We start from the raw sequence: 25,321 nt of genomic DNA, 5'->3' as shown, positions 1-25,321 counted from the left end.
GCTTGCCGATCGTCAGCGTGACCTCGCCGGTGTGGGCGGAGCAATCACCCGGAGCAGGGGATTGGCCGAACCCCCTCTGACCGGCCACGGAGCACTCAGCCCAACGAGGACGCGCTAGTCGCGGGCACGGCGCGGGCACGAGCGGAGTCGAGAGCACCGGCCACCGCGTCGAGGTCGTCAGGGAACAGATCGGCATAGGTGTCCAGCGTCATTGCGGCCGAGGCGTGTCCGAGCATGGTCTGGACCGCCTTCACGTTCGCCCCGGCCGAGATCGAAAGCGACGCGGCCGTGTGGCGCAGGTCGTGAGGCGAGATCGCCGGGAACGTCGGGTCGGCCTCCTGGCACCGGGCGACTGCTGGCTTGAACACCCGGGGTCGCCAGAGCGACACCCGCAGGTGGGCCTCGGTGGTGGCGGAGCGGGCGAACACCAGGTCATCCCTGCTCCGGCCCACCATCTGTGCGGCCAACTCCTCCGCCAGGAACGCCGGGAATGGCACCGACCGCTTCTCGCGGGTCTTCGGGGTGGACCAGGTGCGTCGGCCCTCGACCTCCGTCACCGATCGCGAAACCTGCACCCGTCGCCGGAGCATGTCGAAGTCGGACACGCGCAGTGCCGCCATCTCGCCCCAGCGCAGGCCGGTGTAGGCCAGGAATCGGACCACGGTGGCGTCCCGTCCGCACTCCATGGCGAGTGCCTCAACCTGCTGGTGGGTCAGGTAGCCCCGGGCGGCGTGCTCACGTCGGGGAGCCCGGACACCCGCCGCCGGGTTGCTGGCGAGCGACCTGTCCTCGACTGCGATGGCGAGACACCCGCGCAGCACGTCCAGGGCGGTCTCGATGGTCGCCGGACCGACTCCCGCCACTTGCATCTCCGTGACCCACGTGCGGACCATGGACGGCCGGATCTTGCCGACCTCCCGGGCTCCCCACTTGGGCTCAACGTGGGTCGACCAGGAGAAACGGTGCTTCGACCTGGTGGTCTCCTTCAGGTCGGCCTGGGTGTCGACATACACGTCCCACAACGCACCCACGGTGACCTTCCCGGCCTGGGGGTCGACCCACTCACCCCGGGCGAGCTTCACCTGCAGGTCGGCGAGTGCCAGGGTGGCCTCTCGCTTGGTCCGGTACCCGCGCTTCTTCCGCTGCTTGTTGTCCTCGTCGCGGTACCGCACCATCCACAGCCGACCCTTGGTGGTCGTGTACGACTCAACGCTTCCGCCGCTCATCTCTGGGCCTCCTGCCGCAATTCGGCCACGAGTTCCTTGGTCACGTTCCCCAGGGCGTTGACTCCCTCGACGCCTCGTTCTTGGGCTCGGGCGGTGCGTTCGTCGGAGATCGAGCGCCCCCACAGGCGCAGGCTGAGGGCCGCGAGCTGGACCAGGTCCACCCCCAGATTCTTCGCGGTGCGTTGGTCCAGGCTCGTTGCGAGGTCGACCAATTGCCACACCTGCTGGATGTCGTTCGGGTCGATGCCCAGTTCCTGCCCCATCTGCTCCCGGTCGTCATAGCCCACCGACCGAACCCAGCCGGTCTCGGTCCACTCGGACTCGTGGTGGGAGAAGTCCGGCGCGAAGTCGGCGGGAGCAAAGGCGACGGGACCGCCCCGGAAGACCCTCTCGGTGGCCTCCCCGCTGACTCGGAGGGCGTCGGTCAGGTGCAGGTACCCGTCGTGGGCTACGAGGTCTCCGAGAGTCACTTCGGTATCAGTGACCCGAGCCAGCACCAGGGCTAGTTCGATCAGGGTCGCAACGGTTGGTACCCGGGTGCCCTTCTCCAGGCCCGCGACCCGTTGAACCGTCCACCGGACGCCGACGCCGCGTGAGGCGGCTGACACCTGCTCCATCGTGACTCCGTGGGCGGTGCGGATCCGTTTGGCGTTCGCTCCGACCACCCGACCGAGGTCTGGGGTGCTCTCCATGTTGCTCTCCTTGTAGTCCGGGGGGCGCTTCGGATTCCATTCTACATCGTTCGACGTAGAAGCGCAGGCCAAAGGGTTGACTCGCGTTAGATCGTCTGGTTGGGTGGTCCCCGAGGCGCTTCTACTACGAGCGTCGAGTAAGCAACCAACCCGAGGAGGGACCATGGCCCAAGAGCCGAGTTTCGAGGAGTTCAGGACCGCCCTGGACGAGTACGCCGCCGCCGAGTACCTGAACTCGACGGTCGGCACGCTACGAGTGTGGAGGTCGACCGGACGCGGACCCGCGTACGTCAAGGTCGCGGGGAAGATCCGCTACCTGCAGTCCGACCTCGCCGCCTACGTCTACGCCCGGCGCGTCACTCGGGAGACCGCGTGACCAGCAAGCCAATCAGCCCGAGCCGCAGGCGGTGGCTGGATCGGCAGCGCGAACTCGCCCGCCAAGAGCGCGAGGCCCTGGGCGTCGCGAAGGACGGCCGCTCGAATTGGGCCTACTCCACACGGAGTGACCCCCAACCCCCCAACAAGCGTTGAGGGCGAAGTCCGAAGACTCCGCCCTCAACACCGCCTAGAGAACACCGGTCGGGACCCAATCCGACCACCACATCAAACGCCCAAGGAGTTCGCTGATGCGACACCAATTTTACCGGCCGCGACCACCGCCGTCTATTACGTCGGTCCGCCACCAAACGCCCTCGCGGAGGGCTTCGGCAGGCGCACCGGGACCCGAGCCCCCGAGCCCCCACGAGAGGCCGAGGGAAGCCAAAGGAACTACCTCAAGCGACCTGCCGATGACACCCAAGGAAGAGGCAACAATGCCGAAGATCGACCCCAAGCCGTGGCGAGACCACGCGGCCAGACTCGCCCTGATGGGCCTGCACGTCGTGCCGGTCGCACCACGTACCAAGAGGCCTTTGTTGAACGACTGGCAGGGCCGCGCCACCCGCGACCGCGACCAGATCCGCCAGTGGGCCAGCGAGCACCCCGACGCGAATGTCGGCGTGGTCCTGCGCGAGCACCTGGTGGTGGACGTGGACGACCCCCACGAGTTCGTGCGCTGGCTGGACGCCCGCACCCTGCCCCGGACCATGACGGTTCAGACCGGCCGGGGCCGGCACCATTACTACACCCTCCCCGGTCTGGCGGAGGGACTGCGCACCACCAAAGTCCCCGGGGCCGATCTCAAGGTCTCGGGCCTGGTGGTCGGACCAGGCTCGGTCCACCCCTCCGGCGCGACCTACCGACTCGCCTCACCCCAGGCGATGTGCGAAGCCCCCGACTGGCTGATCGAGAAGGTCGTGCCCGAACCCACGGCGGACCGCGCCCCGGAGCAGGGGAGGGACGGCGAGTGGACCGTCCAGCGCCAGCTGCGGATCGCTTCGTGGGTGCTCAGTGCGCGTGAGGGCAAACGAAACGACGCGGCGTTCTGGGGGTTCTGTCGGGCCTTCGAGTCCGGCGCGCCCGAGTTCGTCGACCGCGTGCGAAACGCGGCCCTCGGGACGGGCCTGGACCCCGACGAGGTCGCCACCTGCGAGCGCTCCGCTGCCGAGCGGATCGCCCGCGACTCGGCGGGGGTGGCGTGATGAAGGTGCCGAGCGACGTGATGGAAGAACTGGAGCGGACCGAAGCTGCCGAGGAGCGGGCGACGAGGTACCAGTGGAACGACAACGGGACCGGGCGGGCGCTGCTCGACTACTTCGGTCGCGACCTACTCGCGATCCGTGACGCCAAAGCCGACGACGCCTGGGCGTTCTGGACCGGAGAAGAGTGGAGCCTGCGGTCACACAACCGCCTGGTGGCCGAGTTCCACCGCGCTGTCGCCCAGCCGCTGGAGCGGGTCGCTGCAGCCCAGGAGAACGACGCCCTGGCCAAGTGGGCGCTGTCGTGTGGGAACTACGGGAAGGCGACCGCCGGGATCCGTTCGGCCCACGCGACCGCCCAGACCACCGAGTACGAGCAGGCCATCTCGCTGGACGAGTTCGACCGGGCACCCGAACTGCTGGGGGTCGCCAACGGGATCCTCGACCTGCGGGGCGAGAAGCCGGAGCTGATTCCTCGCTCGCGGGACCTGTTGGTGACCAAGTCGACTCCGTGCGCGTTCGACCCGGAGGCCACCCACCCCGCCCTGGACTCGTATCTCGACGCGTTCCTGCCCGAGCCTGACCTCCGCGAGTTCGTGCAGCGGCTATTGGGGTACGCCGCCCTGCGCGACGGGAACCCCGAACGGCTCATGGCGTGGTTCAAGGGCGGGACCTCCACCGGCAAGTCGGCGATCGTGGACTGGGTCCACCACACGCTGGGCGGGCACTATTCGATGGCGACCGACCCTGCACTGTTCCGCGAGAAGAGGGAGCAGGGCGCGACCTCGGAGCTGCACGAAGCGCTCGACCGCCGGTTCCTGGCGCTGAGTGAGTTCGGGTCCTCGACCACCCTGCACGTGTCGATCCTGAAACGCCTGACGGGTTCGGACTCGATCCAGGCCCGCAAGGCCCATGTGGGCGACCCCACCGAGCGGATCCCCGCGTTCACTCCGGTGGTCTCGACCAACGAGATCCCCCGGATCGACAACCCGGACGAGGGGCTGCGCCGACGCCTGGTCGTGGTCCCGTTCCTCCACGCCTCGGATCCGAACGAGCGCGACAAGCGCGAGGTGCTGAACCGTGAGACCTGGCCCGCCGTCCTGGCGTGGTTGGCCGAAGGCTACGCCGCCTTCAAGCGGGAGGGCCTGGGACCAGACACGTGGCCGGGCGCAGTGGTGAGGGAGACCGAGCGGACCTTCGGGGACCTGTCGCCCGGGGACCAATTCTGGGCCGAGTGCATCGAGGAGGTCGAGGGCGAGCGGGTCCTGCCTGCCGACATGGTCAACGCGTTCTTCCGTTGGCAAGCCCAGGAGGACGTGCCCGAGGAGGTCCGGCTCACCAAGTCGAAGTTCCAGCAGTTCGTGAACCAGCGAAAGAAGCGTCGACCGGAAAAGCGGTGGGAGCGAATCGGGCCGGGGGAGCGGAAGGCGGTCAAGTTCCACATCGGGGTCCGGCTCAAGCCGGAGGAGGACTGGGGGTGACCACCAGTGACCACCGGGTGACCACCGGTTCGGAAGCCCACCCGGTGGTCATATCCGAAGTGCTCCATGGCAGGTCAGAGGGTATGAGAACAAGGTTGACCACCGGGACCACCATTTCGGGAAGCGGTTCTAGTCGTCTCTGTCGTCCTGTTCTTCTTCGCGAGAGAGGCCAGCGCTCTGTCCCAAACCGGTGGTCCCGGTGGTCACCCCCTCTGACCTGGGGCGGAGCGGTTCTGAGGCCGGTGGTCAGGCCGGTGGTCACCCCGTGGTCAGGCCGGTGGTCACCCCTCCCACCAAGCCGACGCCGAGAGGCGAACTGTCCCGGACAGGTGTCCCGGACAGCGGACAGGGGCAGGGGGTCCGAAACCCCACCAGCACGACCCCACCCACACTGCTCCGGCTGACCAGGCCGGGGCCGACACCAACGACGCCGAGGAGGCGCACAGCATGACCGAACACGAGAACTCCCGACCCGGGGCGAAGGAGGGCCGCTGAGGTGGCGAAGCACTGGGAACAGTCGGAGTGGCCCAGCCTGGTGACCCGTCCAGTGTGGCGACCACCAACACTCAACCGCGAGGTCCTGCCAGCGCCCGAGGAGTGGATGGAGCGCGGGGCCTGCGTCGGCCGGTGGCCCGAGTGGGACCTCGCAGTCGAGGGCGAGAGCCACGTGGAGCGAACCGCCCGGCATAAGCGAGTGGCGAAAGTCTGCCGGAGCGCGTGCCCGGTCCTGGAGCAGTGTCGGGCCTGGGGCGACCACGCCAGGGCGGTCGGGGAGTTCGGCGTGGTCGCGGGGCGAGTGCCAAAAAAGATCGACGGCCAGGGCAACCGGAAGCAATGGGTCGAGGTACGAGAGGAGGTGGCATAGCGATGGCACAGTTCAATCACGGCAACAGAGGCTGGCGAGCGATCGCCGCGAGGTTCAGGCGCGAATGCGAGGCGGTAAACGCGCCCTGCTGGATGTGCGGTCAACGGATCCAGTACGACCAGGACTCGGGGTCGCACCCGGACGCGTTCCACGTCGACCACCTCTACCCAGTCTCGACGCACCCAGACCTCGCGCTCGACCCCGGGAACCTGAGGCCGAGTCACCGCAGCTGCAACATGGCACGCGGCAATGGACCGCCGCCTCTGGGCCTTGGTTTCAACAGCCGCGAGTGGTAGGGGGGGTCGACGCCACGACAAGGTCGGAATGACGCCCTGACCGGCGCATCTGTCGGCGTCTCCCCCCGAGCAATTTTCGAGGGGGGCCATAGGCAACCCGGTCTATGGCCCCCTCGCAGGCTCTATTCGACACCGAGAGCGCCTTCCTCGCGCTCTGCGACTCCCGTAGCTCCCGAAACCCGCCGAAAGGCTCCGAGGCCGTCCCCGGCCAACGCAGACACACGAAAGAGGTACTCCGATGAAGAACGACCCGCTGACCAGCGCCGAGATCCGCCTGGCCGAGACCCTGCTCGGCATCCGGGCGGCAGACAAAGACCTGTCCGAGATCGCGAACGCCCACCTGATGGGCACCTACCGGCGAGCGTTGGCAGGCGACACCGACGCGACCCGCGAGCTGATCTCGCTGTTGGTCGCGACCTACTCGGTCGGCGCAGCTGCCCTGGTCCTGGCCGAAAACCACTCGCCCCAGGAGGCCCTGACCCTCGCCGCCGACTACCTCGCCGCGAGCGCCGACGAGCGCGACGAGTAATCTTCCGCGCCTCCCTCTACATCGGTAGACTGGAGGTCGGTCGGTTGATCAACCCGCTCCGCGAGTCTCGGCAACGAGCCGCCGACGGTAAACGCGACACGACTGGGGGAACCACCGGGGTTCTCGAACCTCTCTAGACCGGTGGTTCCCTCCAGTCACGACCCGCGCCGACAGCGGCCAGCGCAGACAGGCCCGCCAGCCTCCCGCCCAGTGCGGTGGAGGCGGCCAGCCCAGACAGCGTCCGCCCAGCGAGAAGCGTCGACTCCACACTTCCACCCCACGTGCCCCGGCTCGTCTGTTGCCGGGCGTGGACTCTCGCACAGATAGGTGCATCGTCATGAACGTAAGGCAAGAGCGCGACGACCTGATCGCCGCTTCCCTCGCAATCATCGAGTCGGCGGAGGCCAAGGGCCGTGGCCTGACCGCCACCGAGAGCCAGACCCTCCGCACGAACGAGAAGCGGATCAAGTCGCTCAACGACGAACTGGCTTCGGACCCGACCCCCGAGAGAGTCGCCGAGGACACCGCACTCCTGGGTCGCATCAAGAGCCAGGGCTCGGGCTCGTTCGCGCCTGACCACGGAAACGGCCGGGGCCAGGGTGGTCTGCCGGTCACCGACGGCGCACCGCTGGCGGTCGCCCCGGCCGCAGTGAAGGCTACCGCCCGCGAGCTGTCGAGCCGCCTGGTCAGCACCGGGCCGAGCGGGCAGAAGGCGCTGATCGCCGGGGGCACCGCCACCGCCACGATCGTCGCCCGGGACCTCGCGGGGCAGCCCCAGCTGCCGACCTCGATCCTGTCGATGCTCAAGACCGCAGCCCTGGACTCGCCGACCTACCGGTACCTGCGCCAGACCAGCCGCGCCATGAACGCGGCAGCCGTCGCACCCGGGGCGACCAAGCCCACCTCGACCATCGGCCTGACCCCGGTCGAGGACCACCTGCGCGTGGTCGCCCACGTCTCGGACGGGCTCAACAAGTACGACCTGCTGGACGTGCGGAACCTCCAGGTGTTCGTGGAGAACGAGTTCCGCTGGGGGCTGCTGAGCAAGGTCGAGTCGCTCATCCTGACCGGCGACGGCCTGGGGGAGACCCCCACGGGTCTGCTCTCCCAGTCCGGGATCCAGACCCAGGCGTTCACCGACGACCTGCTCACCACCGTGCGCAAGGCCATCACGGCCGTCGAGACCCTCGGGTTCGTCCCGAACGTCATCGCGATGACCCCGGGCGACTGGGAGGCGGTCGAACTGCTGCAGACCTCCGGTTCGGGCGAGTTCGTCATGGCGTCCTCGCCGGTCGACCGTGCCGCCCGGAAGCTGTTCGGCGTCCAGGTGGTCACCTCGACCGCCCTGCCCGCCGGAACGGCCGTCGTGGCGGACCTGTCCGAGGTGACCCTGTTCACCGACCGCCGGGGCGTCATGGCCGAGTGGAACGGCCAGGGCCAGACCGACTTCGAGTCGAACCTGATCCGGCTGCGCGTCGAGGGCCGATTCGGACTCGGCGTCGGCCAGCCCTCCGCCGTGGTCCAGGTGGCAACAGCCGCCACCCCCTGACCCCAGCACGACCAGCGCCCCACCTCCGGCCACAAGCTAGGAGGTGGGGCGCTCGCCTATGACGGCAACGCGTACAGGTCTGCGGCAGAGTTGCGTAGTTTCTTAAAGGCCTGGGTCAACCGCTTACGGGCGCTGCTGAGATTCGTCACGACTGAGATGTCGCCATTGGGGACCTTCTGGGCTGCCTCCACGGTGGCGACGCTCGCCTCCAGCACTTCTTGCAGGTGGATTGCAAGCACCGTGTTGTTCGTGAGCAGTGACACTCGGGCCGCTAAGTGCTCAACCTCGTTCGCGATAGCTACGAGTTCTTCGCCCTTCCTCGCCTGCTCGTCCGACAACACGAACTTCCGCCCAGCGTGCTCCTGGGACTGTTGGTGAAGCGTCATGATCGTCGCGAGGGAGTCGATTGCTGCGTACATGAGTCGCTGACGCTGGCCCAGGAGGTCTGCGATCGCTTCCCGAACCTTGTCGGCGTGACGCTCCTCGGCTTCGATGGTTAAGCGCTTGTCGGCTGCTTCAATCTGCTTTGTGGTGTTCGCGGCCTGGGTGCGTTGGGTGACCACTGTGCCAATCACGGTGCCGACAACACCCACGATGCCAACAACCGACGCGAGCAGAGCGGCCCAGCCATCGGTCCAGTGGTGCCCAGTGATCCAGTCCATGGGTGGAGCGTAGCGGGTGGCTCCGACAACGAGAGCGCCCCCGCTCAGTTGTTCGAGCGGGGGCGCTTCGCGGGCACGAGACGGGCACGGCTTGTGCCCTACGGGGCTAAATCGTGTTAACCACGGTTGCTTTAGAACCGCCGGTCAGGGCGGCTCACAGGCCGGGGCGCTTGCCGATCGTCAGCGTGACCTCGCCGGTGTGGGCGAAGAAGTCCTCGCCCTTGTCGTCCACCACGATGAAGGCGGGGAAGTCCTCGACGTCGATCTTCCACACCGCCTCCATCCCGAGCTCCTCGTACTCGAGGATCTCCACGTGCTTGATGCAGTCCTGCGCCAGGCGCGCGGCCGGACCGCCGATCGAGCCCAGGTAGAACCCGCCGTGGGTCGCGCACGCGTCGGTGACCTGCTTGGAGCGGTTGCCCTTGGCGAGCATCACCATGGATCCGCCCGCCGCTTGGAACTGCTCGACGTAGGAGTCCATGCGGCCGGCGGTGGTGGGCCCGAACGATCCCGACGGCATGCCCTCCGGCGTCTTGGCCGGGCCGGCGTAGTAGACGGGGTGGTCCTTGAGGTACTGCGGCATCTCCTCGCCGGCGTCGAGCCGCTCCTTGATCTTGGAGTGCGCGATGTCGCGGGCCACGACCAGCGGGCCGGTCAGGGACAGGCGGGTCTTGACCGGATGCCTGCTCAGCTCGGCGAGGATCTCCGGCATCGGTTTGTTGAGGTCGATCCGCACCGCGGCGCCCTTGCCGGTGCCGGAGATGCCGTCGGTTGCGGCGTCGAGCTCCGCGTCCGTGGTGGCGGGCAGGAACCGGCCCGGCTCGAACTCGAGCTGCTCGAGGAACACGCCCTCCGGGGTGATCTTGGCCCTGGCCTGACGGTCCGCCGAGCAGGACACCGCGATCGCGACGGGCAGCGAGGCGCCGTGGCGGGGCAGGCGGACGACGCGGACGTCGTGGCAGAAGTACTTGCCGCCGAACTGCGCGCCGATCCCGATCTGCTGGGTGAGCTCGAAGACCTTCTCCTCGAGCCCGACGTCGCGGAAGCCACGCCCGGTCATCGCGCCCTCGCGGGGGAGCTCGTCCAGGTAGTGCGCCGAGGCGAGCTTGGCGGTCTTCAGCGCGAACTCCGCCGAGGTACCGCCCACGACGATCGCCAGGTGGTACGGCGGGCAGGCGGCCGTCCCGAGCGAGCGGATCTTTTCCTCGATGAACTGCATCATCCGGTCGGGGTTCAGGATCGCCTTGGTCTCCTGGTACAGGAACGACTTGTTGGCCGACCCGCCGCCCTTCGCCATGAAGAGGAACTTGTAGGCGTTCTCTCCGCCCGGGGTCGTGTTGGCACCGATCTCGATCTGCGCGGGCAGGTTGGACCCGGTGTTCTTCTCGTCCCACATGGTGAGGGGGGCGTTCTGCGAGTAGCGCAGGTTGAGCCGGGTGAAGGCGTCGTACACGCCGCGGGCGACGGCCTGCTCGTCCGGGCCGGGCGTGAGCACGTGCTGGCCGCGCTCGCCCTTGACGATGGCCGTACCGGTGTCCTGGCACATCGGGAGCACGCCGCCCGCGGCGATGTTGGCGTTCTTGAGCAGGTCCAGGGCGACGAACTTGTCGTTGTCGCTGGCCTCGGGGTCGTCGAGGATCTTGGCGACCTGGGCCAGGTGGTCACTACGGAGGTAGTGGGAGATGTCGTGCATCGCCGTCTCGGTGAGCAGACGGATGGCCTCGGGGTCCACCCGCAGGAACGTCATCCCGTCGGGGCCCTCGACCGTCGACACGCCCTCTGTGGTGAGGAGGCGGTATTCGGTGGTGTCCTCCCCGACGGGAAGAAGGTCCTCGTAGAGGAAGTCGGCCATCAGGGGCTCCTGGTTCTGGAGGTGGACAAACTTCCCCCAGGATAGTGGCCGGGGTCACGGGGTCAGAATCGGGTGTGGAGCAGGGGGACGAACCGGTACCCGCCGTGCTCGGTCACGTCGATGCCGTCATCGGTCCGGCGTACGCGGTGCATCACCCCGGCCCAGGGCGCCACCATGACGCCGTCCACGGTGAGCTGGTCGACGAGCTCCGAGGGGAGGTCGTCGGCCATCGCGGAGACGAGGATGCGGTCGAACGGGGCGAGGGAGGGGAGGCCCAGCGTCCCGGGCTCGGCGGGGTGGACACGTACCCAGGGTTGTCGTATCGCCGCCCGGGAGCGTTCGACCAGCTCGGGGACGAGTTCGACGGCGGACACGGAGGAATCGGGCCCCCCGAGTTCGCCGAGGATCGCCGAGGTCCACCCGCTGCCCGAGCCCACGTCGAGGACCCGCATCCCGGGGAACGGCTCGAGGAGCGAGAGCATCGCCGCGACCGTCGACGGCTGTGAGTTGGTCTGCCCGAACCCGATCGGTAGCGGGGCGTCGAGTTCGTAGTCGGCCACGACCTCCGGCGGGAGGAATCGACGGCGATCCTGCGCGCGCATCGCCTCCGGGATGCTCGGGGTGCTCACCGCGAGACCTCCTCCCGCCGGGCATGGCGGCGGGGCTGATCGCCCCGCCCGGGCTCTATGCCTCGCCGAGAACGCGCGTCTCGCCGTCGGCGTCGAGGTCGTCGATCTGGTCGCGGGGCTCCTCGGCGACGCCCTTGTCCTCGGGCTCCGCGGTGTCGACGTCGGGGCGCTCGGCAGACAGCTTCTCGTCGAGGGTGTCGTTCTCCTCGACGGGCTTCCACGACTCCGGCGCGTCGACGGTGAGGTCCTCACCGTCGGTCGAGATGGTGTCGGCGTCGAGACCCTCGCTGCCGTCGAGCGTGTTCTCGTCGTAGTCGCCGTCGGTGTCCTGGTCGTACTCGCGTTCGGTGCTCATGCCGTCGATTGTGCGTCGTCCGCCTGCTCTTCGCATCCGGTCGCCCCGTACCCGGGGGAGCCGGAGAGCCACCAGCTAACCGAGGGCTGCGGGGCGGACAATGCTTTCCAAGTGAGGTAAGCCATACTTAAGACTTGCCCAGGAGTCGCGAGGGTGTTTAAGGTGAGCCTAACCTACCGAACTAACCTTGGAGTGACATGAAGCGATTCCCCAAGTTCGTCGCAGCGACGGCCGCCATCGCCCTGACCGGTGGCGCATTGACCGCCTGCGGGAGCTCGGATGCACAGTCCGCCGGGAACGAGGGTGAGGGGCCGACCCGCGTCGTGCTCACCAGCCACGCCGCGGCCGACACGCTGGATGAGCTCGATCTCGAGGATCGCGTGGTCGGCCTGGTCAAGACCGGGGTCTTCCCGGAGGCGCTGGACGCCTACGCGGGCGACGAGTACACGGACATCGGCAGCCTCAAGGAGCCGAAGATGGATGTGATCGCGGAACTGGGGCCCGACCTCATCCTGTTCGGCAACCGCACCCGCGCGATGGAGCCCGAGTTCGCCAAGATCTCCGACCAGGTGATCGCCGGCGATCCGGACACCGCCGAGACGATCGCCTCCAACCGCGCCAAGGTGGAGGAGATCGCCGCGCTGTTCGGGGCCGAGGACAAGGCCGCGGACGAGCTCGCCGAGATCGACGAGATGGTCACCGAGACCCGCGCCAAGGCGGAGGGCGCGGGCACGGCGCTGGTGCTCATGACCTCCGGTGGCAAGGTCACGGGGTACGGACCGGGTTCGCGCTTCGACCTCATCTTCAACGAGCTCGGCATGACGCCCGCCGGTGAGCTCGAGTCCGAGGGCAGCCACGGCGCGCCGCTGAGCTGGGAGCAGATCGCCGAGCTGAACCCCGACCACGTCTTCGTCATCGACCGCGACGCCGCGATCGGTGCCGAGGGCGAGGCGGCCACAGCCCTGCTCGACAACCCGCTGTTCAACCGGACCAACGCCGCGACCAACGACAACGTCCACTTCCTGGACGGCCAGAACTGGTACCTCGTCGGGGGCGGCATCGGCGTCCTCGAGTCGATGATCGACGAGATCGACTCCGCCGTCTCCTGACGGTGGGAGTCCACTTCTCATGACGACGACCCTGGTCGAGCGCCGACCGCAGCGCACCTCGCTGTGGCCGGCGCTCGGCGTCGTCGCGCTCGTGCTCTCGCTCGTCGCGAGCGTGTTCGTCGGCGCGGCCGACATCACCGTGTGGGACGCGCTCACCGGCGGGCTCACCGAGGCGCACCGCGTCTATCTCGTCGAGGCCCGTCTGCCCCGCACCGCCGCCGCCGCCCTCGCGGGGGCGTCGCTGGCGATCGCCGGTCTGCTCATGCAGTTGCTCACCCGCAACCGCTTCGTCGAACCGTCGACCGCGGGGACCGTCGAATCGGCGGGGCTGGGCCTGGTGGTGGTGGCGATCATCGCACCGGGCGCCCCGATCGTGGCCAAGATGCTCGTGGCCATGGTGTTCGCGCTCGCCGGGACCGCCCTGTTCCTCGCCTGCATCCGTCGCGTCCCCGTGTCGGACTCGTTCGTGGTGCCCCTCATCGGCATCATGCTCGGCTCCGTGATCGGGGCGGTCGCGGCCTTCCTGGCCCTGTCGCGCGACCTTCTCCAGATGCTCAACTCGTGGATGCTCGCCGACTTCTCGGCGGTCCTGGCCGGGCGGTACGAGCTGCTGTGGCTGGTGGCGGTTCTCGGTGTCCTCGCCTACATCGCCGCTGACCGCTTCACCGTGGCGGGCCTGGGTGAGGACGTCTCGACCGGTCTCGGGCTCGACCACAAGACCGTCGTCGCCGCCGGGATGGCGATCGTGGCGGCGGTCGCCGCCGTAGTCGTGGTCACCGTCGGTGCCCTCCCGCTCCTCGGGCTCGTCGTTCCCAACGTCGTCTCACGACTGGTGGGTGACGACGCCCGACGGGGCCTGCCCCTCGTGGCACTGCTCGGGGCGGTCACCGTCCTGATCTGCGACATGGTGGGCCGGTCGCTGCCCGGGTTGTTCGCCGGCGGCGCCCCCGGCGCCGGCGAGGTCCCCGTCGGGACGATCGTCGGGATCCTCGGCGGCGCCGTGTTCCTGGCCATGATGCTGAGAGGGGTGCGCAATGCCTGAGACCGCCATCCTTGTCGCACCGCCGGAGAGCCTCACCCGGGGGCGGACGAGAGCGGAGGCCGACCGCCGTCGACGGTGGATCGTGACCCTCGTGTGTGCTGTCGCGGCCATCGCGGCGCTCGCCGCACTCGTCCTCTCCGGGTTGCCGGACACCGTCGGTTCGAGGGCGTGGTCCTACTCCCTCGACCGACTGTCGCGCCACGCGGTGGCGATCGTTCTGGTCTCGGTCGCGGTCGGGGTCTCGACGGTGATCTTCCAGACCGTCACCGGCAACCGGATCCTCACGCCGGCGCTGATGGGTTTCGACTCGCTGTACCTGCTCATCCAGACCATGCTCGTGTTCTTCATGATCCCGCGCGATGCCGCCGTCATCGGGGGCCTGACGAGCGGCGGTCTCTCCGGGTTCCTCGGTCAGACCGCGATCATGGTGGTCGCGTCGACCTCGCTGTACCTGTGGCTGCTCGGCGGTCGGAGGACGGACATCCACCTGCTGCTGCTGGTGGGTGTGGTGTTCGGCGTGTTCTTCCGCTCCGCCTCCTCGTTCTTCCAGCGCCTGCTGGACCCGGCTGCCTACCTGCAGATCCAGGACGCCATGTTCGCGAGTTTCCGGGGCGTCCAACTCGACGTGCTCGTGGCGTGCGGGGTCATCGTGGTGGGCGGGCTGGTGGCCGTGGCGATCCTCGGTCGTCGGCTCGACGTGATGCTGCTGGGGCGCGATCCCGCCGTCGCGCTCGGCGTCGACCACCGCCGGGTCACGATCGTGGTCCTGGTGGTGGTCTCCTTCCTGGTGTCCGCCTCCACGGCCCTGATCGGGCCGGTGATGTTCTTCGGGCTCATCGTCGCCAACGCGGCGTACGCCCTGCTCGGCACCACCCTGCACCGGTTCACCCTGCCGGTGGCCTCGCTGCTGGGCGTGATCGCCCTGGCTGGGGGCGAGATGGTCCTCGGCGCCCTCGGCGTCGAGTCCGCCCTGAGCATCGTCATCGAGTTCGCCGGCGGCCTGCTGTTCCTGTTCCTGCTCCTGACCAACCGCGCACGCTGAAAGAGAGGCACATCATGTCCCTTCTCCCGTTCCGACGCCGTGACGACCGATCCGGTGAGAACCGGTGGTCGGCCGGTTGCGGTATCGAGGCGCGGTCGGTGTGTTCGTCCTACGGCGACACCCGGGTCCTGCACGACGTGACCGCGTGCTTCGCGCACGGTGGCGTGACGTCTCTCATCGGGCCCAACGGCGCAGGGAAGTCGACGCTGCTGGGTGTCATGAGCCGGCTCCAGGCGGCGGATTCCGGAACGGTGCTCGTCGACGGCGTCGACGTGTCGGTCAACGGTGGGCGTGAGCTGGCCCGCCGCCTCGCGGTGCTCCGCCAGGAGAACGCCGTCTCCATCCGGCTCACCGTGCGGGAGCTGGTCGGATTCGGCCGGTTCCCCCACAACGGTGGCAGGCCCGGCCCGGACGACGCCGAGCACGTCGACTACGCCCTGGGGGCGATGGAACTCGAGGACCTCGCCGACCGGTATCTCGACGAGTTGTCTGGTGGCCAGCGCCAACGGGCGCACATCGCGATGGTCTTGGCGCAGGACACGGACTACGTCCTGCTGGACGAGCCTCTGAACAACCTCGATCTCCGGCACGCCACCTCGATCATGCGGTTGCTGCGTCGCACCGCCGCGGAGCGGGGCAAGACCATCGTGCTCGTCATCCACGACATTAACATCGCCGCCGCGTACTCGGACCGGATCATCGCCATGAAGGACGGGCGGATCGTCTCCGACGGCACCCCGGCCGAGATCATGCGCACCGATGTCCTCAAGGCTGTCTACGACATGGAGATGCAGGTCGCCGAGGTCGCCGGGCGGTACGTGGCCCTGTACTTCGACGGGGAGGACGAGTTGGAGGAGTGTGGCGCGGCGTTGTCCACCGCCTGAGCCCACCGCCTGATCCACCGCCTGATCCGCCGCGGCCTGATCCGGTCTCACGGTGCCGGGCGACCGGTGGGATGACGCCGCAGTCCGGTTAGAGTGTCGTACTCGCAAGGGGTGGGTAGTCCCACGCCTGACCGGAGAGGAGACCTCGCATGGCGCCGCTGTCGGTCGTCACCATAGTCCTCGCAGGTGGAGCCGGTTCCCGGCTCCGTGCGCTCACCCGGGACCGGGCCAAGCCGGCCGTCCCCTACGGGGCCGGATACCAGCTGGTGGACTTCTCCCTGAGCAATGCCGCCAACTCGGGCCTGAGGGATGTCTGGGTGGTGCAGCAGTTCCATCCGGTGTCCCTGGGGTCCCATCTGCGGAGCGGCCGCCCGTGGGATCTCGACCGACTCGACGGCGGTCTGCTGGTGCTGCACCCGTCGCAGGGCACGGGCCGGGACGGTTTCCACTCGGGGACCGCGGACGCACTGTGGAAGCAGATCGAGCCCCTGCGCGAGGCGGCCCCGGACGTCACGGTCGTGGTCAGTGCGGACGCGGTGTACCGCCTCGACTACGACGAACTGGTCCGCGATCACCTGGACTCGTTCGCCGAGCTCACCATGGTCACCACTCGCGTGGCCCCCGAGGACGCCTCCCGCTACGGCGTGGTCCGGGTGGGCGAGGACGGGGCCGTCACCGAGTACCGCTACAAGCCGGACGACCCGGACGGCGACCTGATCTGCGCGGAGATCTTCGTCTTCAACACGACCGCCCTCATCAGCTACCTCGAGCGGGCCCACGAGGACGTCGTCACCGCCGGCGGCGCCGGGGACCTGGGCGACATCGGGGACAACATCCTGCCCGCCATGGTCGGGGCGGGGCACGCCCGGGAGTGGCGGCACGAGGGGTACTGGCGGGACGTGGGGACCGTCGAGTCCTACTGGGCCGGCCACATGGACCTCCTCGGCGAGTCCCCGGTCCACGAGCTGGACGTCCCGGGGTGGTCCCTGCGGACCGCGTCGGCCTTCAGCGGTCCCGCCCGGACCGGGGAGGCGGCGCAGGTCGTCGGGTCACTGCTCGGCCACGGCGCGGTGGTTCACGGGACGGTCGAGCATTCCGTCGTGGGGCCCGGGGCGGTCATCGAAGCGGGTGCGAGGGTCCGCGACAGTGTCATCCTGCCGGGTGCCGTGGTCCGGTCCGGTGCGCACGTGGAGACCGCGGTCGTCGATGCCGACGTGGAGGTCCCTGTCGACGCGAGGATCGGCGAACGGCAGCCCGGTGCGACCGAGTCGACGGTGCGCGTCGCGCTGTTGGGCAGCGCCCCGGACGGACCCCGTCCGGCCGGGTTCGTGCTCGCCGCCGGCACGCTGGACCCACCCGATGACGACGACGAGGACCGCAGCGTCTGATCCGGTAGCGCTGGCCCACCCGTCGGAACCGGTCGTGGGTCGGCCACCCGGGCCGGGTTCCGGGGCTAGGCTCGGCTCCATGCGATTCGGACTGTTCCTGCCCCAGGGTTGGCGCCTCGACCTGGTCGACGTGCCGGCCGCCCGTCACTGGCCGGTCATCTCCGACCTGGCCGCCCGCGCGGACGCCGGGCCGTGGGAGTCGGTGTGGTTGTACGACCACATGCACACCGCGCCCCTCACCTCGACCGAGGCGACGCACGAGGCATGGAGCCTGATGTCGGCGCTCGGTGCGACCACCTCCCGGGTCCGGCTGGGTCAGATGTGCACGTGCCTCGGATACCGCAACCCGGCATTGCTGGCGAAGATCGCCGCGACGGTCGACCACATCTCCGGCGGCCGGGTGGAGATGGGGATCGGCGCGGGCTGGTACGAGCACGAATGGCGAGCGTACGGCTACGGATTCCCTTCCGCGGGTGAGCGGTTGGCCATGCTCGACGAGGGTGTGCGCATCCTGTCCGAGGCGTGGTCCGACGGTGTGGTCTCACTCGACGGCGAGCACTACCGGGTCGACGGGGCGATCGTGCAGCCGACGCCTCTGCAGGAGAGCGGCATACCCCTGTGGATCGCGGGCGGGGGCGAGCGAAAGACCCTCCGCACCGCCGCGAGGTACGCGGACTACACCAACTTCGACGGCACCGCCGAGGGCTTCGACCACAAATCGAAGGTGCTGTTCGGGCACTGTCGGGACATCGGTCGTGACCCGGCCGAGATCACCCGGACCGCGAACTACAACGTGGCGATCGGGGAGACCGAGAAGGACGTCGCGGATCGGTTGGCGTATCTGAAGGACCGGATGGCGACGCACGTCGGTGAGGACGAGGCGGAACGCCAGCTCGGCGCGTACCGCGGACTCCCGGCGGTGGGGACGCCGGAGCAGATCGTCGAGAAGCTGACGGAGATCAAGGCGTTGGGAATGGAGTACGGCATCTTCTACTTCCCCGAGATCGCCACCGACACGTCCGGGCTCGAGTTGTTCGAGCGCGAGGTCATCCCGGCCCTGTCCTGAAACCGCCTGGGTGTGCCACCGCACCGCGGGGTCCGGATCTACGAGAGCAGGTGTCAGTGACGAGGAACGTCGAGTACGAGGAGCGTCCAGCCGAGGCGGTCCTCGACCACATCACGCCGGGGATGCACGTCATCGTGCCCATCCAGAACGCCGCCCCGCCCGCGCTGCTGCGGGCGCTGGACGCCGGGGCCGCCGGACTGGAGGACGTGACGGTCCACCACATGGATCCCTGGGAGTCGCTGCCGTTCATGGAGGGTGCCTACCCGGGCAGGCTCCGGCATGTCGACTACTTCCTGGGTCGCGGGTCGCGGGAGAACTTCCACCGGGGCCACTGCGACCTCATCCCCGTCGATTTCGCGCAGGTGCCGGCCACGCTGCGCGAGTTCTCTCCTCCCGGTCTGGCGATCGCCACGGTGTCGGAGATCGACGAGCACGGTTTCTTCTCGATGGGCACGAACGCCGACTACGTGGCCTCGTTCATCGGCCAGGTGCCGTTCTTCGTCGAGGTCAACTCCCACATGCCCCGCACCTTCGGGCGCAACCACATCCACATCTCCCAGGTGGTGGGCGTGACCCGTAACGACACCCCGATGATCACCATGGAGGCGCCGCCACCGGGGGAGACGGACAACGCGATCGCGGACGTCATCGCCGACCGTGTCCCCGACGGGGCCTGTCTCCAACTCGGGGTCGGCAGGTTGCCGAACGCATTCCTGTCCCGACTGACGGATCACCGTCATCTGGGGATCCACACCGAGGCGTTGTCCGACGGGGTGATGGACCTCGTCGAGGCCGGGGTGATCGACGGGTCGCGCAAGACGGGGCGGCCGTTCAAGCACGTCACCACCTTCGCCCTCGGGTCGCAGCGACTCATGGACTGGCTCCACAACAACCCGTCTGTGGCGATGCTCCCCGTGGACATCGTCAACGACCCGAGGGTGATCGGCGAGGAGCACAATCTCTACTCGATCAACGCGACCAGCGAGGTGGACCTGTTCGGGCAGGCGGCCTCGGAGACCATCGGCGGCCGGTACTGGTCGGGTGCCGGGGGACAGGCGGACTTCGCCCGGGGCTGCACGTTCTCCCCGGGAGGCCACGGGTTCATCGTCACCCCGTCGCAGACCTCCGGGGGCGTCAGCAGGATCTCCCTGTCGCTCACGCCCGGCAGTCCGGTCACCACCCACAAGAACATCATCGAGAACGTCGTCACCGAATTCGGTATCGCGGAGCTGAGGGGCAAGTCGGTCGCCGGGCGGGCCGCGGCGCTGATCGCTGTGGCGCACCCGGATCACCGGGAGCGGCTCAGCCGGGAGGCGCGGGAGGCGGGACTGCTCCCGCGGGCTCACCACTAGCGGTCACCGCGCGCCGGGCCGGTGCCGCGGGCGCCGAGCCAATACCGCCACGGGCGCGACCGGTGGCACCCGTCTGGGGGCGGGGTTACGTTCCAGACGCAACCCGACCCCTGAAAGGGAGGCAGCTGTGGACCCCATCATCTGGATCATCATCGGGGTGATCGCGCTGATCATCGTGATCGCGCTCATCGCGATGGCCGTCAAGAGCAGCAACCGGAAGAAGCTCACCGAGGCCGCGGAACTGCGGCGCAGCGCACGAGAACGCGAGCAGCAGCTCGAGCAGCAGGACGCGGTCGTCCGCGAGCAGGAGCACCGGGCGGGCGCAGCCGAGCAGGAGGCCCGTGCGAAGGCCGCCGAGGCCGACAAGCTCCGGGTGGAGGCCGAGCGGCAGCGCGGCACCGTCGACGAGCAGAAGCACGATGTCCGGCGGATGGAACAGACCGCCGAGAAGCTCGATCCCAAGGGCCGTGCTGATGACCTCGACCGCGGTCGCGACCACGGCGATCGGGGTCTCACGCACGATCGCGACCATGGCGGCGACCTGAGCCATGATCGCGACCGCGGTCACGACCACGACCGCGGTGCGTTGCGCGGTGACCGGGTCCCCGACGAGGGTCGTGGCCGTGGCACCGATCACGGAGGGATGGCCACCGGGACCGGTATGGGCTCGTCCGCCACTTCCGGGTCCGGTAACGACTCCGGTGACCGGGGCCGCCACGGAGCGGGTGCCGCGGCCGCGGGAGCATCCGGAGTCGGCGCGGGTGACGCCGGCGGGCGCCACGCCCGGACCGACGATGTCCCCGGTGGTTCTGATCCGCAGGCGAGGTCGGGGCACCGGACCGGGACGCCCGGCGACACCGTCGATCCGGACCGTCATCCTGACGACAAGCCGGGCATCGTGGACAAGATGCTGGGCCGGACCCGCGGGGATGAACCCCGCCACTGACCGGAGGAGGCCTCGCGCCTCGGAGCGGCCGCATCGATGAGGGGCCCGTGGGAGGAAGTTCTCCCTCGGGCCCTTCGTGTTGACCCCGTCGGCGGTGCGTCAGGCCGAGACGGCCACGGATCGACCGTTGAGCCCGCGAGCGCCGAACAACGGGCCGTACAGGATTCCGGCGATCAGGGCACCGACGATCGGTGCCACCCAGAACAGCCACAGCTGGCCCGGTGCGCCGCCCCCGTTGAAGAACGCCACGGCCGTCGACCGTGCCGGGTTCACCGATGTGTTGGTGATCGGGATGGAGATGAGGTGGATGAGCGTCAGTGTGAGGCCGATGGCCGCGGGCGCGAAGCCGGCGGGGGCCCGGTGATCGGTGGCGCCGAGGATGACCCACACGAAGAGGGCCGTGAGGACGATCTCGATGAGTAGCGCCGAGAGCAGGCCGTAGCCGTCGGGCGAGTTGGCCCCGTAGCCGTTGGCGGCCATGCTGCCGGTGGCCTCGAATCCGTCTTTTCCGCTTGCCACGACGAGGATCAGCGCGCCCCCGCGACCAGACCCCCGACGACCTGACTGACGATGTAGACGGGAGCTTTGGACCAGGGGAGGCGTCCGGCGACCGCGGTGCCGATGGTCACCGCGGGGTTGAAGTGACCGCCCGAGATGTGCCCGAACGCGTAGGCGCCGGTGAGGACCGTGAGCCCGAACGCGATCGCAACCCCGAGGTATCCCACGCCGACGGGGACGTCGCCGGTATCGGCGGTGGCGATCTGGACGGCCGCGAACACGGCGGTGCCGCAACCGCCGAGGACGAGCCAGAAGGTGCCGATCAGCTCGGCGGCGATGACCGCGGCGGTGGCCGTGGCGGTAGACGGGGTTGCCGGGGACGAATCAGACATGAGGTGACCTCTGGTCTTGGCCTCCGTGCGAACGGAGGAGCGGGAACTCCGGGCGTGGGTCCCTGCGCGCTACGCTAGCGCGCTCTATCGGCCCCAGAGAGGTTTCCGCCAGCCGGTGTGTGGCAGGGCCGTAAGGGCGGCCCGGGGTTCAGGGTGCCAAGAGTTGAGGAAGCGCCTGCCCTGCGGTGGCCCGGACGTGAACCGAGACCTCGGAGCCGAGTCCCGAGGGCCCCAGGTTCACCTCGACCACCGGGATCCGGGCGTCGGCGGCGAGTCCGGGTAGTGACGCCGCGGGGTGGACCAGGCCGGAGGTGCCGACGACGAGCACCGCCGCGGCCGAGGTGACCGCGTCGACTGCCGCGTCCCAGGGCCGGCCCGGGAGCATCTCGCCGAACCACACGACGCCCGGTCGGGCGCGCCCGCCACACCGGTCGCAGCTCGGCGGGGTGAGGCTGTCGACGGGCTCGGCGGGAGGAGGGCCGACCTCCATCGGAGCGTCGCAGGTGTCGCAGTGGTGGGCGAACAGACTCCCGTGAACGTGGTGCACCCGGCTCGATCCGGCGCGCTCGTGGAGGTCGTCGACGTTCTGCGTGACCACCACGACGTCACGGTGGGCCTGGGCGCGGGCCACCGCGACGTGCCCGGCATTCGGCTCCGCGCCGGAGACCAGGCGCTCACGCCAGCGGTACCAGGCCCAGACGGTGTCCCGGTCGCGTGCCCAGGCTTCCGGCGTGGCCAGTGCGGACGGGTCGTACCGCTCCCACAGGCCGGTCTGGGCGTCGCGGAAGGTGGGCACACCACTCTCGGCGCTCATCCCGGCGCCGCTGAGAACGACCAGAGGCCCGTCGCCGGTGAGGGCGAGACGGGCCTCGGTCAGGTCCTGGTCGGCGACGGGGTGGGGCCCGCTACCGTCGGCGGTCACCGGACGAACGCGGTCCCCACGGTGGGGAAGGCGACGCAGTTGGCGGTCCCGCCCTCCTCCAGGTTCGTGGTGACGCCACCCTGCAGGAGCATGAGAACCTGGCCCGGGCCCGTGTCGGCGACCCCGTTGACGGTGGCGGGGCCGCCCTCGTTGAGGCCGTTGTACCCGAGGACGGTGGTACCGCGACGACCGTTGTTGACGTTGATCCAGTCGACGGTCATGGGCTGGGCCTGCTGGGCCGCGACACCCTCGGTGCCCAGGGCGGTGAAGATGAAACCGAGATGGCCGGGGGCGATGCCGGGCAGCGGCAGATCGGCCGGGCCGGGCACGGCGGTCGCGGCACCGACGGCGGTCTGCTCACCGCCGATGCACTGCTGCATGATCGTGGGGTAGGCGAACTGCGCGATGACCGGGCCGTTCTCGGGAATCGGGGTGCCGGGTTCGCCGGTGCCACGGAAGAACCCGACGGCGCGGGCGATGGTGCCCCGGGTCTCCTCGGGGATCCACTGCTGCTCGGCGAGGTTCTCGATCGCCTGGAGCACGGGCTCGGTCGGGCGCCCCAGTTCGTCGAGCGACTGCGCGCTGGCGGTGGCGGGTGCGGCGAGACCGACCGCGACGGCGGCGACGGCCCCGAGACCGATGGTCCGGAACGAGGTCCTGAGCGAGTGGCGGATCACTGGCGAGTCCATTCTTCGGATGGGCGGGCGGACCGGCGGACGGGCCGACCGGTCGACCGCTAGATATTCTCATAAGTGTCCCGAGTCACGGGCACCGGGAGTCGGGCAGACGCGCGTTCTGGTGCTGATGTTACAGAAGTTATACGTGATGTAAATAACACACAGGGCGTCCGCACTGTCGGGGTGGTCTCAGGATGGGGGGATCGTCCGGATCAGCGGGTAAAGTGGATCCGCACGCGCGCTCGACCGGACGCGCCTGTGGATCGCGGCTGACTAGCGCCGTCGATTCCCACCACCAGCCCGGCGGCCCAGGAGCCGCCCCGGGCGCCCGTAAGCCTCCGAGGGAGAACCCAGCGTATGGCCTTGACCGAGTTCCGCAACGTCGCAATCGTCGCCCACGTCGACCACGGGAAGACGACACTCGTCGACGCGATGCTGCGCCAGTCCGGCGCGTTCGACGAACGCGCGGAGCTCGTGGACCGGGTCATGGACTCGGGCGACCTCGAGCGTGAGAAGGGCATCACGATCCTCGCCAAGAACACCTCCGTGCGACGACACGGCGCGGGTGCGGGTGGCGCCGACCTCGTCTTCAACATCATCGACACCCCGGGCCACGCGGACTTCGGCGGCGAGGTCGAGCGTGGCCTGAACATGGTGGACGGCGTCGTCCTGCTCATCGACTCGTCCGAGGGGCCGCTGCCGCAGACCCGCTTCGTGCTGCGCAAGGCGCTCGCCGCCTCCCTGCCGGTCATCATCGTCGTCAACAAGACCGACCGGCCGGACGCGCGGATCGACGAGGTCGTCGAGGAGGCCCAGGACCTGCTCCTCGATCTCGCGGCCGATCTGGAGGACCCCGCCGCCCAGGCCGCCGCCGAGCACGCGCTCGAGCTGCCCGTGGTCTTCGCCTCCGGCCGCGCCGGCAAGGCGTCCACCACCCAGCCGGCCAACGGCCAGGAGCCGGAGGGGGAGAACCTCGACGAGCTGTTCGCGCTCCTCTACGACGTGATCCCCGCCCCCCGCGGGGACGCCGACGCCCCGCTGCAGGCCCACGTCACCAACCTGGACGCCTCCAACTTCCTCGGCCGTATCGGTCTGGTGCGCATCCACAACGGCCGTCTGCGCAAGGGGCAGCAGGTCGCGTGGATCCACAATCTGCCGGGCGGCGAGCAGGAGACCAAGTCCGTCAAGATCTCGGAGCTGCTCAAGACCGACGGTGTCGAGCGGGTGCCCACCGAGGAGGCCGTCGCCGGTGACATCGTCGCGGTCGCCGGTATCAGCGACATCATGATCGGTGACACGCTGGCGGATCCGGAGAACCCGGTCGCCCTCCCGGCCATCACGGTCGACGAGCCCGCCATCTCCATGACCATCGGCGTCAACACCTCGCCCCTGGCCGGCCGGAACGGCGGCAAGAAGCTCACCGCGCGCATGGTCAAGGCGCGCCTCGACCAGGAGCTCGTGGGCAACGTCTCGCTCAAAGTGCTCGACACCGAGCGGCCCGACGACTGGGAGGTGCAGGGTCGTGGCGAGATGGCGCTGTCCATCCTCGTCGAGACCATGCGCCGCGAGGGGTTCGAGCTCACCGTCGGCAAGCCGCAGGTGGTCACCAAGACGATCGACGGCAAGCTCCACGAGCCGTTCGAGCACATGACCATCGACGTCCCCGAGGAGCACCTCGGCGCCGTCACACAGCTCATGGCCGCCCGCAAGGGCCGCATGGAGCAGATGAGCAACCACGGCTCCGGCTGGGTGCGCATGGAGTTCACCGTCCCCGCACGCGGCCTCATCGGCTTCCGGACCACCTTCATGACCGATACCCGGGGTGCGGGGATCGCCAACTCGTACTCCGCCGGGTACGAGCCGTGGGCCGGGGAGATCCGGGCCCGGCACACCGGTTCGCTGGTCGCGGACCGTGCGGGCAAGGCCACCACGTTCGCGCTGCTCGGGTTGGCCGACCGCGGTGACTTCTTCATCGAGCCCGGCTCCGAGGTCTACGAGGGCGTCGTCGTGGGGGAGAACCCGCGCTCGGAGGACATGGACGTCAACATCACCAAGGAGAAGAAGCTCACGAACATGCGTGCGGCCTCCTCCGACGCCACCGAGACGCTGTCCAAGCACAAGAACCTCTCCCTCGAGGAGGCCATGGAGTTCTGTGCCGCCGACGAGTGTGTCGAGGTGGCCCCCGAGGTGGTCCGCGTGCGCAAGGTCCTGCTCACCGCCAACGAGCGGGCCAAGGCCCGCAGCCGGTCCAAGTCGCGCGACCAGCAGACGGTCGGCTAGACCGGAACCA

23 protein-coding genes and 1 pseudogene are annotated in these 25,321 nt (G+C 69.1%); 15 read left to right on the top strand and 9 right to left on the bottom strand.

Annotated features, from left to right (window positions below):
• Positions 1–95: 95 nt before the first annotated feature.
• Both VZF99_RS09430 and VZF99_RS09425 read right to left on the bottom strand, forming a co-directional pair.
• Positions 96–1,226: a tyrosine-type recombinase/integrase gene (locus tag VZF99_RS09430; RefSeq protein WP_407334601.1), complete on the bottom strand. Its 1,131-nt coding sequence runs from the start codon at positions 1,224–1,226 to the stop codon at positions 96–98.
• Entirely contained in the window at positions 1,223–1,918 is a 696-nt protein-coding gene (locus VZF99_RS09425; RefSeq protein ID WP_407334599.1) for a helix-turn-helix domain-containing protein, read from the bottom strand. The genes VZF99_RS09430 and VZF99_RS09425 overlap by 4 nt, the downstream gene beginning before the upstream one ends.
• Before the next feature lie 163 nt (positions 1,919–2,081).
• Here VZF99_RS09425 and VZF99_RS09420 point away from each other — a divergent pair, with 163 nt between their 5' ends.
• From VZF99_RS09420 to VZF99_RS09395, 6 genes are all read left to right on the top strand, one after another.
• Complete coding sequence (locus VZF99_RS09420; RefSeq protein ID WP_407334598.1) at positions 2,082–2,294, top strand: helix-turn-helix domain-containing protein; 213 nt, start codon at positions 2,082–2,084, stop codon at positions 2,292–2,294.
• 436 nt (positions 2,295–2,730) lie between these two features.
• The gene (locus tag VZF99_RS09415; RefSeq protein ID WP_407334597.1) at positions 2,731–3,498 is read left to right on the top strand and encodes a bifunctional DNA primase/polymerase; all 768 of its coding nucleotides are present in this window, start codon (positions 2,731–2,733) and stop codon (positions 3,496–3,498) included.
• On the top strand, positions 3,498–4,976 hold the full coding sequence (locus tag VZF99_RS09410; protein ID WP_407334596.1) for a phage/plasmid primase, P4 family: 1,479 nt from the start codon (positions 3,498–3,500) through the stop codon (positions 4,974–4,976). Before VZF99_RS09415 ends, VZF99_RS09410 begins: the two co-directional genes overlap by 1 nt.
• Before the next feature lie 834 nt (positions 4,977–5,810).
• On the top strand, positions 5,811–6,137 hold the full coding sequence (locus tag VZF99_RS09405) for an HNH endonuclease (protein ID WP_407334595.1): 327 nt from the start codon (positions 5,811–5,813) through the stop codon (positions 6,135–6,137).
• 238 nt (positions 6,138–6,375) lie between these two features.
• A complete protein-coding gene (locus VZF99_RS09400) occupies positions 6,376–6,666 on the top strand; it encodes a hypothetical protein (protein WP_407334594.1) in 291 nt (96 codons plus the stop codon).
• Positions 6,667–7,003: 337 nt separating this feature from the next.
• On the top strand, positions 7,004–8,215 hold the full coding sequence (locus VZF99_RS09395; protein ID WP_407334593.1) for a phage major capsid protein: 1,212 nt from the start codon (positions 7,004–7,006) through the stop codon (positions 8,213–8,215).
• A 56-nt stretch (positions 8,216–8,271) separates the two neighbouring features.
• Here VZF99_RS09395 and VZF99_RS09390 read toward each other — a convergent pair whose 3' ends face one another.
• From VZF99_RS09390 to VZF99_RS09375, 4 genes are all read right to left on the bottom strand, one after another.
• Positions 8,272–8,877, bottom strand: a complete 606-nt coding sequence (locus VZF99_RS09390; protein ID WP_407334592.1) for a hypothetical protein — start codon at positions 8,875–8,877, stop codon at positions 8,272–8,274.
• Between the two features lie 154 nt (positions 8,878–9,031).
• Complete coding sequence (locus tag VZF99_RS09385) at positions 9,032–10,729, bottom strand: fumarate hydratase (RefSeq protein ID WP_182633847.1); 1,698 nt, start codon at positions 10,727–10,729, stop codon at positions 9,032–9,034.
• 62 nt (positions 10,730–10,791) lie between these two features.
• On the bottom strand, positions 10,792–11,331 hold the full coding sequence (locus VZF99_RS09380; protein WP_407336107.1) for a protein-L-isoaspartate O-methyltransferase family protein: 540 nt from the start codon (positions 11,329–11,331) through the stop codon (positions 10,792–10,794).
• 82 nt (positions 11,332–11,413) lie between these two features.
• Positions 11,414–11,713: a hypothetical protein gene (locus VZF99_RS09375; protein WP_407334591.1), complete on the bottom strand. Its 300-nt coding sequence runs from the start codon at positions 11,711–11,713 to the stop codon at positions 11,414–11,416.
• A 197-nt stretch (positions 11,714–11,910) separates the two neighbouring features.
• Between VZF99_RS09375 and VZF99_RS09370 the strand changes: the two genes are divergently transcribed.
• The 8 genes from VZF99_RS09370 to VZF99_RS09335 all read left to right on the top strand — a co-directional run bounded on the left by VZF99_RS09370 (position 11,911) and on the right by VZF99_RS09335 (position 20,542).
• Positions 11,911–12,822, top strand: coding sequence for a siderophore ABC transporter substrate-binding protein (locus VZF99_RS09370; protein ID WP_120283672.1), 912 nt, complete (start codon positions 11,911–11,913; stop codon positions 12,820–12,822).
• 19 nt (positions 12,823–12,841) lie between these two features.
• On the top strand, positions 12,842–13,864 hold the full coding sequence (locus tag VZF99_RS09365; protein WP_325767632.1) for an iron chelate uptake ABC transporter family permease subunit: 1,023 nt from the start codon (positions 12,842–12,844) through the stop codon (positions 13,862–13,864).
• The gene (locus VZF99_RS09360) at positions 13,857–14,906 is read left to right on the top strand and encodes an iron chelate uptake ABC transporter family permease subunit (RefSeq protein WP_119191763.1); all 1,050 of its coding nucleotides are present in this window, start codon (positions 13,857–13,859) and stop codon (positions 14,904–14,906) included. The genes VZF99_RS09365 and VZF99_RS09360 overlap by 8 nt, the downstream gene beginning before the upstream one ends.
• Before the next feature lie 14 nt (positions 14,907–14,920).
• Positions 14,921–15,790: an ABC transporter ATP-binding protein gene (locus tag VZF99_RS09355; RefSeq protein ID WP_082924023.1), complete on the top strand. Its 870-nt coding sequence runs from the start codon at positions 14,921–14,923 to the stop codon at positions 15,788–15,790.
• A 149-nt stretch (positions 15,791–15,939) separates the two neighbouring features.
• The gene (locus tag VZF99_RS09350) at positions 15,940–17,178 is read left to right on the top strand and encodes a glucose-1-phosphate adenylyltransferase family protein (RefSeq protein ID WP_096905220.1); all 1,239 of its coding nucleotides are present in this window, start codon (positions 15,940–15,942) and stop codon (positions 17,176–17,178) included.
• Positions 17,179–17,257: 79 nt separating this feature from the next.
• Complete coding sequence (locus tag VZF99_RS09345; protein ID WP_407334590.1) at positions 17,258–18,244, top strand: TIGR03560 family F420-dependent LLM class oxidoreductase; 987 nt, start codon at positions 17,258–17,260, stop codon at positions 18,242–18,244.
• Between the two features lie 122 nt (positions 18,245–18,366).
• On the top strand, positions 18,367–19,596 hold the full coding sequence (locus VZF99_RS09340) for an acetyl-CoA hydrolase/transferase family protein (protein ID WP_407336106.1): 1,230 nt from the start codon (positions 18,367–18,369) through the stop codon (positions 19,594–19,596).
• A 127-nt stretch (positions 19,597–19,723) separates the two neighbouring features.
• Positions 19,724–20,542 (top strand): hypothetical protein, encoded by an 819-nt coding sequence (locus VZF99_RS09335; RefSeq protein WP_259822295.1) that lies wholly within the window; start codon positions 19,724–19,726, stop codon positions 20,540–20,542.
• Positions 20,543–20,641: 99 nt separating this feature from the next.
• Here the strand turns inward: VZF99_RS09335 and aqpZ are convergent.
• From aqpZ to VZF99_RS09320, 3 genes and pseudogenes are all read right to left on the bottom strand, one after another.
• Positions 20,642–21,432: pseudogene (gene aqpZ, locus VZF99_RS09330) on the bottom strand (aquaporin Z).
• A 148-nt stretch (positions 21,433–21,580) separates the two neighbouring features.
• The gene (locus tag VZF99_RS09325) at positions 21,581–22,354 is read right to left on the bottom strand and encodes an SIR2 family NAD-dependent protein deacylase (protein ID WP_407334589.1); all 774 of its coding nucleotides are present in this window, start codon (positions 22,352–22,354) and stop codon (positions 21,581–21,583) included.
• On the bottom strand, positions 22,351–23,031 hold the full coding sequence (locus tag VZF99_RS09320; protein WP_082924021.1) for a hypothetical protein: 681 nt from the start codon (positions 23,029–23,031) through the stop codon (positions 22,351–22,353). Before VZF99_RS09320 ends, VZF99_RS09325 begins: the two co-directional genes overlap by 4 nt.
• 357 nt (positions 23,032–23,388) lie before the next feature.
• On the opposite strand from VZF99_RS09320, the gene typA reads away from it, so the two are divergent.
• Positions 23,389–25,311, top strand: coding sequence for a translational GTPase TypA (typA, locus tag VZF99_RS09315; RefSeq protein ID WP_120283657.1), 1,923 nt, complete (start codon positions 23,389–23,391; stop codon positions 25,309–25,311).
• The last annotated feature ends 10 nt before the right edge of the window (positions 25,312–25,321 follow it).

Origin of the sequence: Dietzia kunjamensis (genome assembly GCF_045689975.1) — a bacterium.
Classification (GTDB): Bacteria; Actinomycetota; Actinomycetes; order Mycobacteriales; family Mycobacteriaceae; genus Dietzia; species Dietzia kunjamensis.
Note: the sequence above shows the minus strand (reverse complement) of the source record. Positions and strands in the feature narration are given on the sequence as shown.